Source organism: Terrisporobacter glycolicus ATCC 14880 = DSM 1288 (genome assembly GCF_036812735.1).
Taxonomy (GTDB): domain Bacteria; phylum Bacillota; class Clostridia; order Peptostreptococcales; family Peptostreptococcaceae; genus Terrisporobacter; species Terrisporobacter glycolicus.
This window is the reverse complement of the sequence record NZ_CP117523.1, coordinates 1,935,071-1,947,506: the sequence shown is the minus strand read 5'-3', so window position 1 is coordinate 1,947,506 and position 12,436 is coordinate 1,935,071. Positions and strand designations below refer to the sequence as shown.

16 protein-coding genes are annotated in these 12,436 nt (G+C 27.3%); 3 read left to right on the top strand and 13 right to left on the bottom strand.

Annotated features, from left to right (window positions below; translation table 11 throughout):
• Positions 1–14: 14 nt before the first annotated feature.
• Positions 15–1,451 carry a tRNA (N6-isopentenyl adenosine(37)-C2)-methylthiotransferase MiaB gene (gene miaB, locus TEGL_RS09700; protein WP_018591002.1) on the bottom strand — a complete coding sequence of 479 codons (1,437 nt, stop codon included), beginning with the start codon at positions 1,449–1,451 and terminating at the stop codon, positions 15–17.
• Between the two features lie 186 nt (positions 1,452–1,637).
• Entirely contained in the window at positions 1,638–2,099 is a 462-nt protein-coding gene (locus tag TEGL_RS09695; RefSeq protein ID WP_018591003.1) for a C-GCAxxG-C-C family (seleno)protein, read from the bottom strand.
• A gap of 107 nt (positions 2,100–2,206) precedes the next feature.
• Between TEGL_RS09695 and TEGL_RS09690 the strand changes: the two genes are divergently transcribed.
• Both TEGL_RS09690 and TEGL_RS09685 read left to right on the top strand, forming a co-directional pair.
• Complete coding sequence (locus TEGL_RS09690) at positions 2,207–2,863, top strand: DUF421 domain-containing protein (protein ID WP_018591004.1); 657 nt, start codon at positions 2,207–2,209, stop codon at positions 2,861–2,863.
• An 11-nt stretch (positions 2,864–2,874) separates the two neighbouring features.
• Positions 2,875–3,255 carry a DUF4363 family protein gene (locus TEGL_RS09685; protein WP_018591005.1) on the top strand — a complete coding sequence of 127 codons (381 nt, stop codon included), beginning with the start codon at positions 2,875–2,877 and terminating at the stop codon, positions 3,253–3,255.
• A 265-nt stretch (positions 3,256–3,520) separates the two neighbouring features.
• Here TEGL_RS09685 and uvsE read toward each other — a convergent pair whose 3' ends face one another.
• Complete coding sequence (gene uvsE, locus TEGL_RS09680) at positions 3,521–4,480, bottom strand: UV DNA damage repair endonuclease UvsE (RefSeq protein WP_018591006.1); 960 nt, start codon at positions 4,478–4,480, stop codon at positions 3,521–3,523.
• Positions 4,481–4,668: 188 nt separating this feature from the next.
• Between uvsE and TEGL_RS09675 the strand changes: the two genes are divergently transcribed.
• Positions 4,669–5,049: a DUF6483 family protein gene (locus TEGL_RS09675; RefSeq protein WP_018591007.1), complete on the top strand. Its 381-nt coding sequence runs from the start codon at positions 4,669–4,671 to the stop codon at positions 5,047–5,049.
• A gap of 489 nt (positions 5,050–5,538) precedes the next feature.
• Here the strand turns inward: TEGL_RS09675 and TEGL_RS09670 are convergent, their stop codons facing one another.
• The 10 genes from TEGL_RS09670 to TEGL_RS09625 form a co-directional block, all read right to left on the bottom strand.
• Positions 5,539–5,901, bottom strand: coding sequence for a DUF169 domain-containing protein (locus TEGL_RS09670; RefSeq protein WP_330370764.1), 363 nt, complete (start codon positions 5,899–5,901; stop codon positions 5,539–5,541).
• 38 nt (positions 5,902–5,939) lie between these two features.
• Entirely contained in the window at positions 5,940–6,362 is a 423-nt protein-coding gene (locus TEGL_RS09665) for a DUF169 domain-containing protein (protein ID WP_278244895.1), read from the bottom strand.
• Between the two features lie 22 nt (positions 6,363–6,384).
• Positions 6,385–6,732, bottom strand: coding sequence for an energy-coupling factor transporter transmembrane component T (locus TEGL_RS09660; protein ID WP_018591010.1), 348 nt, complete (start codon positions 6,730–6,732; stop codon positions 6,385–6,387).
• Between the two features lie 217 nt (positions 6,733–6,949).
• On the bottom strand, positions 6,950–7,477 hold the full coding sequence (locus TEGL_RS09655; RefSeq protein WP_018591011.1) for a hypothetical protein: 528 nt from the start codon (positions 7,475–7,477) through the stop codon (positions 6,950–6,952).
• A gap of 29 nt (positions 7,478–7,506) precedes the next feature.
• Complete coding sequence (locus tag TEGL_RS09650) at positions 7,507–8,142, bottom strand: nitroreductase family protein (protein WP_018591012.1); 636 nt, start codon at positions 8,140–8,142, stop codon at positions 7,507–7,509.
• A gap of 15 nt (positions 8,143–8,157) precedes the next feature.
• Positions 8,158–8,901, bottom strand: a complete 744-nt coding sequence (gene ymfI / locus TEGL_RS09645) for an elongation factor P 5-aminopentanone reductase (RefSeq protein ID WP_018591013.1) — start codon at positions 8,899–8,901, stop codon at positions 8,158–8,160.
• A 1-nt stretch (position 8,902) separates the two neighbouring features.
• The gene (locus tag TEGL_RS09640; RefSeq protein WP_018591014.1) at positions 8,903–9,640 is read right to left on the bottom strand and encodes a hypothetical protein; all 738 of its coding nucleotides are present in this window, start codon (positions 9,638–9,640) and stop codon (positions 8,903–8,905) included.
• A gap of 49 nt (positions 9,641–9,689) precedes the next feature.
• Entirely contained in the window at positions 9,690–10,298 is a 609-nt protein-coding gene (locus TEGL_RS09635) for a class I SAM-dependent methyltransferase (protein ID WP_018591015.1), read from the bottom strand.
• Between the two features lie 205 nt (positions 10,299–10,503).
• Complete coding sequence (locus TEGL_RS09630; protein ID WP_018591016.1) at positions 10,504–11,313, bottom strand: MBL fold metallo-hydrolase; 810 nt, start codon at positions 11,311–11,313, stop codon at positions 10,504–10,506.
• Positions 11,314–11,407: 94 nt separating this feature from the next.
• Positions 11,408–12,400: an isocitrate/isopropylmalate dehydrogenase family protein gene (locus TEGL_RS09625; protein ID WP_018591017.1), complete on the bottom strand. Its 993-nt coding sequence runs from the start codon at positions 12,398–12,400 to the stop codon at positions 11,408–11,410.
• Positions 12,401–12,436 lie beyond the last annotated feature (36 nt).

The following is a 12,436-nucleotide window of genomic DNA, read 5'->3' as shown; positions in this document are numbered from 1 at the left end:
TGCACCTTTTTATACTAAACCTCTTCCCCAACTAATGAGAATGTTGTCGCTGAACTTATTTTAACGTCCATTAATTTTCCAACTAAGTTTTCTTCTGGATTTTTAACTGTGAAGTTTACTAGTTTATTTTGTCTAGTTCTTCCTGTAAATTTACTATCATCAGTTTTACTTTTTCCTTCTATTAAAACTTCCACTGTTTTACCTACATATTCTTTGTTAAGTCCTGCTAGTATTTCATTTACTTTAGCTAAAACTCTATTAAATCTTTCATGTTTTACATCTTCTGGAATTTGATCTTCCATTTTAGCTGCTGGAGTACCTTCCCTTTTAGAATATATAAATGTGAATGCATTGTCGTATTTAACCTTTTCAACAATATCTATAGTATCTAATAAATCATCTTCCGTTTCTCCTGGAAATCCTATCATTAAGTCAGTAGAAAAAGCAATTCCTGGTATTTCACTTTTGGCTTTTTCTATTATTTTTAAATAGTCTTCTTTAGTGTAGTGTCTGTTCATCTTCTTAAGAAGACTTGTACTACCACATTGTACTGGTAAATGTAAGAATTCACATACTTTGTCACAATCTCTCATGGCATATATAACTTCATCAGATATATCCTTTGGATGAGAAGTCATAAATCTTATTCTTTCCAGTCCTTCTATTTCATTTGTCATTCTAAGCAACTGAGCAAATGTTATAGGATTTTCTAATGTTTTTCCATAAGAGTCCACATTTTGACCAAGCAATGTTATTTCCTTAGTTCCATTTTCTGCCAATTCTTTTATTTCGTTTATTATGTCTTCTGGAGTTCTAGATCTTTCTCTTCCTCTAGTATATGGCACTATACAATAAGTACAAAAATTATTACATCCATACATTATATTAACAAAGGCCTTAAGTTCGAATTTTCTACTACTCCTAAGTCCTTCTACAACTTCTCCATCTACATCCCAAACATCTACTAGTGTAGTTTGACTATCCATAGTCTGAGTTAATAATTCAGGGAATTTATATAAGTTATGTGTACCAAACACTAAATCCACATGCTTATATTTAGATTTTATTTCTTTCACAACATGAGGTTGTTGCATCATACATCCACATACAGCAATTTTCAAATCTGGATTTTTTCTTTTAGTTAATTTTAAGTGACCTAAGTTACCATAAACTTTAAGTTCTGCGTTTTCTCTTACTGCACAGGTGTTGTATATTATTAAATCACAATCATCTGTCATTAAAGTTGATTCATAACCCATAGCCTCTAGCATTCCTGCTAAATTTTCTGAGTCGTGCTCATTCATTTGGCATCCAAAAGTTTGTATCATATATTTTGGTTTTCTTTTATTTATAGCAAAATATCTATTATTTTTTTCTGCAATTGCTTCAATAAATCTATTTTGCTCTTCTATCTTTTCCACAGGAACTTGAACTTGTTTTCTTTTTCCCATTTGTCTTCCTCCTTAGTAAGTAATGCAAATTTAATTATATCATAATTTTTCTTAAAAATACTAGTAAAAAGCACCAGGATATGTATCCTAGTGCTCGAATATTATTTTTTACCTAATTTACTATATTTTAATCATTATGTAAATTTATTCTAAAGTTAGTATACTTGCTTTGATAAACTACTTTATTTAGTTTACTATAATTTTTATTTCCAGCTCTCTACATACAATTTCACATACTTTTTGTGTCGCCATTGCTACTATAGCAGTACATTTATTTTTATGTCCATTGTTCTCTCTATCAAGTCCTTCTGTTATTTTTCCACAACATTGATATCCTGCAAACTCAACAAAAGCATCACTAAATTCTTTCGTTAAATCAAAACATTTATTTATTTTAGGATCATTCGGTTCTCTTCTTCCAAAGAAATACCCAAGACACATTGTACCCCCAGCCAGTGCTCCGCAAATACAATATGCTCTTCCAAGACCCCAAGGAAATCCAGATGACATAGCAATTACATCATCAGATAAATCTAGTTTAAAATTTTTTCTAATTGCATAAATAACAGATTCTGAACATGCAAAACCGTTATTAAATATATATTTTGCATCCTCAACAGTTTCTTTTATGTTAATACTTTCTATCATTTTGTCCCCCTTTTAATACATACTTTTATTCTATCTACCTAAATTATACATAAAGGATTTAATTTTAGAAATAATAAATTATTATATTGTGGAAGAAGGGAGAAAATATGTTAGTTGTATTTATTAGAAGTATAATACTATATATTGCCGTTTTAGTTTCACTAAGAATTATGGGTAAAGGTGAAATAGCCGAAATGAATTGTTTTGATTTAGTTATAACCTTATTAATAGCAGAGGTAGCATCAACACCTATGGAAAATAATGATATTCCTATGCTTTATGGAATAGCTGCTTTAACGGGTTTAGTTTTTATGCAAACATTAATTTCTATTTTAGGACTTAAATCAAAACTTATAGGTAGAATAGTATCAGGCAAACCTTCCATACTAATTAATAAAGGCAAAATAGATTATAATGCATTAAAAAAAGAAAAAATAACCATTAATGAACTATTAGAACAACTTCGTGTACAGGGATATTTTAATATTAGATATGTTCAGTATGCCATATTAGAAACTGACGGTAACTTAAGCGTTGTTCCAACAACAACTTATAATACTACGCCAAATCGAGAGTATAACCATCTTCCCATCTCATTAATACAGGATGGTCAAATACTTAAAAACAATTTAAAACTAATTGGTAAAGATGATGAATGGCTATTAAATATTCTCAAATCTAATCATATAAATGATGTCAAAGATGTTCTTATTTGTGTATTAGATGAATATGACAAAATATTTATTCAAAAAAAATATGAGTGAGGTGTATTTTTATGAAATCCTCTTATTTTGTAATTGCATGGACAGTAGTGTTCATCATATTAGGATTATTTAATCACGAGAAAATCAATGAGTTTTCTTCAAATTATATAGATCAAATCAATGTAATAGAAGAAAAAATAAAAGAAGATAAATGGGATCAAGCTTCATATATTTTAAAAGATACTAAAATGGATTTAGAAGAAGAAAAAAATGTGTGGTATAAGCTAATAAATCATGGTTACTTTAACGAAATATTTGCATCACTTGAAGTTCTAAACCAAAGCATATGTCTAGAAGAGAAAATGATAAGTCTTCAAGAAATTGAAAAAGTAAAAATGGTTTTAGAAAACCTAATGGAAGACGAGTGCTATAATCTTAATAGAATTTTTTAAAAACAAATAATATTTAAAACTACTTTACCTCATTGGTAATTAATTTAAACACTATAAGCTAATTAAGCTAAGAGTTTTAAGTAACGGAGTTATCCGAAGCGAAAGCAAGGATATCTCGTTGACGCCATGAGCAGAGCGAATTTTAGCTTTCAAAACAAAATATATAAAACACTGCCTACAAAAATAATGAATTTCTTTAGAGGTAGTGTTTTACGGTTTTTGTTATTGATAATATATTTATATTATATCCTACTAGGAAATATTATTATATTTCTATTGTGCTATTATCTATAAACTTACATTTGTAATTAATTTTTCTTAAATCATTCATTAATTTAAATAGCGCTTGATCTTTCTTTTTAGCTTCTATCATAACATCAAAATCTCTATCTACATTTACTTTTACTAAATCTAAAAATCTGCAAAAATCATTAACATCTATATAATCAGCATGTTTTCTATCTATTTCTCCTTCTTTTGGCGTAGAAAAATGAATTTTAGGTGGTAGACTTTCACTATTCCATGTGGAAAATATACGAGGAAGTAAATCTTTCAATTTTTCTCCATTATTTTTACAATTGTGATGATGTACATCTACCACCATAGGTACTTTAATTACCTCACAAATTTCAAGCACATCTTTGACAGTAAATACTTTATCATCATTTTCTAAAATTAAACGTTCTCTTATTCTTTTCGGAAAAGTTTTATAGTTTGAGATAAATCTATGTATACTCTCATCTTTTCCTCCAGCTGAGCTTCCTATATGAATTACTAATTTCCCATCATCATACTTCATAAGGTCAAATAAATCCACTGCGTGATTAAGATTTCTTAGAGTATCTTCTACTACATTATCTTTGACACTGTTTATCACATTAAATTGATCTGGGTGAGCATCCAATCTCATGTTTGATGATTTAATTAGGTTTCCTACTGCCTTTAATTCTTTGCTAAAATACTTTTCATAATTCCAAGCCACTTCTGGATGAGTAGATAAAGGTATTAATTTCGAAGTTAGTCTATAAAAATGTATATTGTTTTCAATATTGTATTTTAATATAGTCTCCAAATCTTCTATATTAGAAAATGTAACTCTTTTTAGTTTTCTAAGTTTTTCATCTTCACTTTTCAATTTATTGTAGTTGGCGAAGGTCACTGTGCTTGAAGATGTAATATTTTTCAGGTTTAATGCAATTGCCACATACCCTAATCTAATTATCATAATTATCTCCTTAAAAACTTATTTACTTATATTTTTTTCACTATAAACAGATAGTATTCAAAGATTTACTTTAATAATTTTTCTTAAAGGAGTATAATATTTTATAAAATAGAATGAATTTTATTATTATGATACAATTTTATTTAAAGTAATAATAATATTTATATATAAAAATAGGAGTGAAATATATGGAACTAGAAAAGGATTATATTTTAAGAATGGTAAAAGATTTAGTTAAGTCAATTGCTCATATTGTGCTTAGTAAAAGTGAAATAGAATACGAACTACCAGAAAATGACGACTATTCCCGAATAGATTATTTATATGTAAGGTTATTAGAACTTGTAAATCAAGGGAAGATAAATGATGCTGAAGATATGTTATTTGATGAAATAAATACCTCTGATATGAAACAGTTTGAAATGGCAATGTCATTTTATTTGTATCTTAATGATTTTGGTGATGATTATTTAGAATCAAATGATTATTCTAGAGACGAAATTTCTGAAGGAATAAAATCTATTTGTAAAGAATACGGAGTGTCTTCTATGGTAGAGTTTTTATTCTAAAAAATATATGACTCACTTAAAAATAAAAGGAGTATAAATGGTTGAAAATAACAATTTATTTATACTCTTTTTCTAATGGGCTGTTGACTATAAATAGTACAACCATAGTATTAAATATTAATAATATCCCTGTATATAAATCAGTATTTATATTATTCATTATTTCAGTTTTCCTTTGTAATTACCAATTCCACCCAAGTTATATATCTTCTTAAATGCATTTTTATTTCCAAATAACACTGATAAAAATCCCATTTTCTTACCTCCTACAATTTATAATTTTCTTACTTAATGTTTACATTGTATTATTACTTAATATTTTTTTCTGTAACTTAATCACACAAAATTTCATCTATATTTACTTTTTACTCCTTTTCAAATATATTCATAATAATTTATTCCAGAAGTTTTCCATAGTTTCAATAGCAACATAATCTCATAGTAAGCAAAAAAGAGATGAACTATATTTAAATTCATCTCTTAATTTTATTATTTATCATATGTTATAAAATTACAGTCTTTATTCTTTTCTTTAAATCTCTCAGCAATTTTCTTTTTATCTTTTATACTATCAGTAGTATTAATAGTAGCTAATACACCCTCTACCATTGACGTAAATCTTTCGAAAGGAATTCCTATAGCCATTTCTTCCATCTTCCATTTTGCTAAGAACCTTGTACTTGGACATAGAGTTGATATATTCATCCTTCCTTCTAAATATGGCTCTACTGTTACCTCTGAGCATATTCCTTGCATAGATGACAATGTAGGTTTTATTCTCTCTCCTGTATGGTAAACATATCCTTGTTGAATTCTCATTGATTGATAAGGATTTATTATAAATATTACAATATCAGGAGTTATAGTAAAATCTTCAAGCGGTCCTACTGCTACTCCAAAAGCTTTACCTCTGTTCTATATAAGCCTGCAACACCTTCTCGTACTCTTCTAGCTGTTGCTACTGTTGAATACAAGTTATAAGAAAAATACTCCTTCCCCGACTCTATTCTTGTATTAGAGCCTTCTAATCCTAAGGCTGTTGTTCCTCCATCACAATTCATATGATTTAATCTAGCCTTAAAGTATCTTCCTCTTGTAGCCTTTTCAACTAAACAACAATATGATAATTTGTTTTTTGGTTCTATCAATTGTAACTGATTGTATTCCTCTTCATCAAAAAATAACTTAACTGCTACTAGCTTTCTTTCTAAATCAAGAATACAATTTAGGTCCTCACAGTACTCTCTTATTAAATCATTGTTATATTTGTCTTGAGGAAGACCATATGATATCGACTTATGTTTGAATGGCATATTCCTGCCCCCCTTTTTATATTTATGCTAAAAATTTGAACCCTAAATTTGTAAAACCCGCCATAGAAAAAATAATCGTAATAGAAATTACAACAGTAATATAAAAAATAGATACTATCACTTCATCTTTTTTTATTTCTAACTGCCTATAATAAGTACGACTTTTATACTTTCCAAATGCTCTAGTTTCCATAGCCATAGATATTCTCATACCTTTTCTAACTTCTGTAGCCATCATAGGTATGACATACTTCTTTGTATTCCATATTTGTATAAATACATTTTTATCTTCAACTACACCTCTAACTTGATAAGCATGCTTTATAATTTCAAATTCATCCTTGAAGGCAGGTAAAAATCTATATGCCATTGTTTACTCCTCCTTTTGTCTATTTTGTAAATTTCACTAGTATTATAACATTGTAATTTTTTATACAATTTGAAATAGAAGGATATGTTATTGTATTTTTCTATGTTTCGAGCATCTTTATTTACTATTTTTATAAATCATTTCTTGCTTTAATAAAGTTGATACATTTAAAAATAAAAAAATAGCCAAGAAAATTCTTGGCTATTTTTATAAATATTTATCTAAAATCTTGCAAATTATTTTCTATACTCATACATCCTAAGATACTAGGCAGAGGCAACCTCTTAGCCTCAATGCCACTTCCAAAGTCCTCTAAAGACTTCTCCATATCCTTGTTATAAGTCTTCATTATACCTTCTTCCAATTCATTTAAGTGAGTAAATAAATACTCCTTAACATCATTAATATTTTTCAATTTATTAATTTCTTCACCACGGAGTATATGCTTAAATATAGCAAAACCTTCTCCTCTAGATGTCCATATAAATATATTAAAAGTTATAAAAGTTTTTTCTAAATATAATCCTGTGCTAATAGAGTTCATATGATTAATATCCTCATATAAATGATGGTTAAAATCAATAAATCCACTTGGTGCCACTTCATAAGTTTTGTTTTCATTATACTGAATATCGCTTCTTTTTAATTTTTCATGAAAATCAGAATAATTTTCACTTACTAATAAAATCTCCGCTAGCTTAGTAGCATTGGCAAATATTTTTTCTTTGTTTATAAAATTTGTCATTTTTATTCTCCTTAGTTGTAAAATTCAAATTATAAATATGTAACTACTTCCTCCAATGATTTTCTGCTCGGTTGAATTATTTTTTCTTCTGTTGGTACGCCAAGTGGTGTCATTGCAACTAATTCATACCTTTCTTTTTTGAAATCAATATGATTTTCTATAACATCAATAGCAAATATAGGTCCAGTCATCCAACATGTTCCATACCCCATATTACTGGCAGCAAGTAATAAATTTTCCATAGCTGCTGATATATTTTGTATTGGAGCGGCTGGAAATAGTAATTTCTGTAGTTTTTCTTCATCTTCGCCCAAATACTTTTGCATATTATAAGCATCATTTTCATATGTACTTCCATAAATTAAAATTAATACTGGTGCATTTTTAAAAATTGTATAATAAGAAATCATTTTTTTTAAATCATTTTTCATATCTTCATTATCTAGTTTATTTATATATTCGTCTGCTTTGTTACTAATATCCTGCGCAAGGTCATTAATTTTATTCTTATCTCTAATAACTACAAAGTGCCAGTTTTGACGATTCCTAGCTGAAGGTGCAAATGTTGCTGCTTTCAAAATTTTATCAATGGCTTCTTTTGGAACCATTTCATCTTTAAACTTTCTTACACTTTTTCTTTTGTAAATAAAATCCAAATTACTCATAATAACCTCCCAAGTTTAATTTATTACAAATCCTCCATTGGAACTTATTACTTGACCTGTTATAAAGTCGCCTCCATCACTGGCTAAAAATAGAGCACATTTAGCTATATCTATAGGTTTTCCAATTCTCATAAGAGGTGTTTCATCTTTTAACATTTCTACTATTTCACTATCCACATCTTTCATCATATCAGTTTCTATTACACCAGGTGCTATTGCATTTACTTGTATGTTTGATGGCCCCAGTTCCTTTGCTAGTGCTTTTGTCATTCCAATAATTGCTGCCTTTGATGTTGAATAATGAACTTCATTGGCAGAACCTACAAGTCCCCAAATAGATGATATATTAATTATTTTTCCACAGTGCTGCGGTAACATATATTGTAATGCTTTTTTCGTAACATAAAACACAGAATTTAGATTAACATTCATTACATCATGCCACTCATCATAACTTATATCTGTAAAAAGATTATATTTACTAATACCTGCATTGTTTATTAATACGTCTATTCTTTCAAACTGACCAATAGTATAGTTTACCAAAGCATTTGCTTCATTTACATTTGAAATATCTGCATTAAAAATTCTAGCACTATAATTTTCTTTTGTAAGCTCTTCAAGCAATTCCTGTGCATCTTTTTCTGAATTATTGTAATTTATAACTACATTATAATTATTCTTAGCGAATAATTTTGCCATTTCTCTTCCTATTCCTCTTGAAGCTCCTGTTATTAATACTGTCTTTTTTATACTCATTTTAAACCTCTTTTTTACTAATATAATTTTTACTTCTTAAGTACTTCATTTTATTAAATCTGCAATTGTAATTACAACCTTTACACTGTAGTTTTTGATTTGTCAAAGGTGAAAATCTTTCAGGATGTTTTTTTATCATATATTCCCATTGTATAAATGCAAAGAAAGATAGTAAAAATAAACTGTAAGACCAAAAACTTTTTATAAGTAATAATGGTGTGCAAAACATAACATGATCCCAGTTATATATTCTACATTCATTGCAGCATTTACTTTTAAAGAATAATTTATGAAAAGGACACCATACGTTAACACAAAACATATCAGTCCAGTAATAAATCATAAAAACTAAAAATATATATGGTTCACTTAGACTATAATTATAATAAATTATGAATAGTACCACATTTAAAACTATCCATGCCACAAATACACTTCTAGCATGTTTATTGTTTTTATTAATATATTTATGTAACTTTTTCTCATCATGGTTTTCTACTGGTGTATAATGTTTCAAAAATAATTTACCATTATAAGAATGATTATTCGTATATGGAATAATCAAAATTATCGTTTCTATCATTAAGTATAACCAAATTAAATGATATATTTTTATGTTATATATTATTTTGTAATTCAATATACTCATTATTTTATTTTTATCTACTATAAATAGCATAATAAATATAATTAACAATATAGTTCGAAAAATGAACCTAACTCTTGAATCTTTTCCCATAACTACCCCTTAAGTACAAATATTGTTTTAAAACTTATATATTATAACTTTAGCATTTTAAACTGTATATAACAAATTTTTCTTTTGGGTCTTTTACGTATAGTTCTTTTAAGTTAACTTCTTTATTCAATATAAATGGTGTTTTGTAATCTAGAAAATCTAGATATTCATTAGAAGGATAATACATAATTATGTCTATGTCTCTCATATTATTTTCAAAAGACTTCAATATATTATCAATAACTTTTGAAAAAATCTGAATAGAAAAAGGATTAAAGAAATAAAACTTATTCTCTAAATAAGAAATTTCATATTGTTGAGCTAAGTCACAGTAAAAATTTATTTTGTGCATATATTTTTTATTTTTCTTTTCATAGTTAATTTTATTTATTAAAGCCTCTTCATAATATCTTTCATTAATTTCAACACCTGTAACATAAGATTGGAAATTATAATTTATATAGAAAATTAATCTTCCCATTCCACATCCAAAATCTACTATATGATCATTTTCATTTAGTTTATAATTTTGAAATAATTCTTCTAGTGCTATATATAATGTGGGCTCATAAGGATGATTATGAGTTGATGTGCTTTTCCAGTTTTGATTTCCTATTGTGTTTATATTTAATAATTTGTCATAGTATTTTTCTTTCATATTTTCTCCTGTTTTATTTTAATTTAATTATTTCCTACTAGGCACTTATAATTCTAATATACAATGGATAGGTTCTACATATCTTATTATATTATAAGTTTTAGTATTGAATTAAGTCTATATTATTTCTAAATATAATAATTTTTTCTTTTCACAAAATTTAATAAAACCATTGTGTAGTAAACCAATGGCCTTATTATTATAATTAATTAATTTCTAATTTTAAACCTACACCAACTTCTATTATCGGAATACTACTGTGAATATAACTTTTCACCTCAAAAGATGTACAGTGACACAGGTATAGTTTATTAATGTTATTATCATTAAAATATGCTAAAGTCTTCTTTGTTCTATCATTATATTCACATAAATGAGTTCCTCCTATTATACCAATCACTCTATTATCATTACATACTTTTTTAGCATATTCTATTATATTGCAAATTCCACTATGAGAACATCCTACAATAATAAATAAACCTTCTTTTCCTTTATAGACTAATGCAGTATCATCGTAAATATAATCTTTTTCATACTTATTATCTATTTCTATCTCTCCAATAGGATATCTAGGTTCAAAATTAATAGTGCTTGGAATTTCTCCTAAAAAATAAATATTTTCACTTATTTTAATAGGTTCTTTACTTAACTTAACTTCCCCCATATTTTTTATTTCATTTATATCTAAAGGTGATGATATACACTGATTATTTTTTATTTTTTTATTAAAAGCTAAGCTGTGTCCTATTATTTTTAAATTTTGATTTAACTTTGTCTGTGCTAAATATTTAATTCCTCCCACATGGTCATCATGTCCATGGGAAATTACCAAAACATCAATATTATCTGTACTTAAACTTAATTTTTTCATATTTTCAATAAATACATTTGAATATCCACAATCAAATAATATTTTTGTATTATCATCTTCAATATAAAAAGAAAGACCTGGCTCACCTATGTAATATTCATCAATTATGGTATTATTATCAACTAAAACTGTTAAAAACATCTTTTCCCCCTTTAAGGTTTGACTTTATTTTAAAATTATAATAGTGTAAAAATAAAAGTTCTTCCATATTTTATGAAAGAACTTTTATTAAGTATTATAAATATTTAATTATTTCTTCTGTAAATTCATCTGTACTGGCATTTCCACCTAAATCTACTGTTAGCTTTTCTCCTTTCAAAAATACTTGTTCTAGACCGCATTCTATTTTTTTAGCATATTCTACTTCTCCCAAATATTTTAGCATCATAATAGCTGATTGAATTATGGCTGTAGGATTAGCTATATTTTGATTTGCAATTTGTGGTGCAGAACCATGCACTGCTTCAAATACTGCATAATCCTTACCTATATTTGCCCCAGGAATTATTCCCAGTCCACCAACTAAGCCTGAGCATAAATCAGATAGTATATCTCCATATAAATTAGGCATTACCATTACATCATATTTTTCTGGATTTAGAACAAGGTTCATAGCAGCTGCATCTACAATTAAGTCATCTGAATTTACATCATATTTTTCACTAACTTCTTTAAAAGTGTTTAAAAATAATCCATCGCTAAGCTTCATTATATTTGCTTTATGAACACCTGTTACTTTTTCTCTATTATTATTCTTTGCATATTGAAAGGCAAATTCGCAAATTCTTTCACATGCTGGCTTTGTTATCAGCTTTATACTTTCTGCTCCATAGTCTCCAATTTTATGTTCAATTCCTGCATATAAATCTTCAGTGTTTTCTCTAACAATTACTAAATCTACATCTTCATATCTTGACTTTATTCCTTTAAAACTTTTTATAGGTCTTAAGTTTACATATAAATCAAGACTTTGTCTTAGTGCAACATTTACACTTTTAAAGCCTTTGCCTACAGGTGTTGTGATAGGACCTTTTATTGCTATTTTATTTTTTTTTATTGATTCTATAACATGATCTGGAATAGCAGTATCATATTTTTCAATAAGAGCTTCACCAGCTTCTACTTCCTCCCAATCTATTTTAACTCCTGAAGCTTCTACAACCTTAACCATGGCTTTTGTAACTTCTGGACCTATTCCATCTCCTGGTATTAACGTTACTTTATACATTTCATTATCTCCTCCAGTAAAATTCCTTTCATTCAT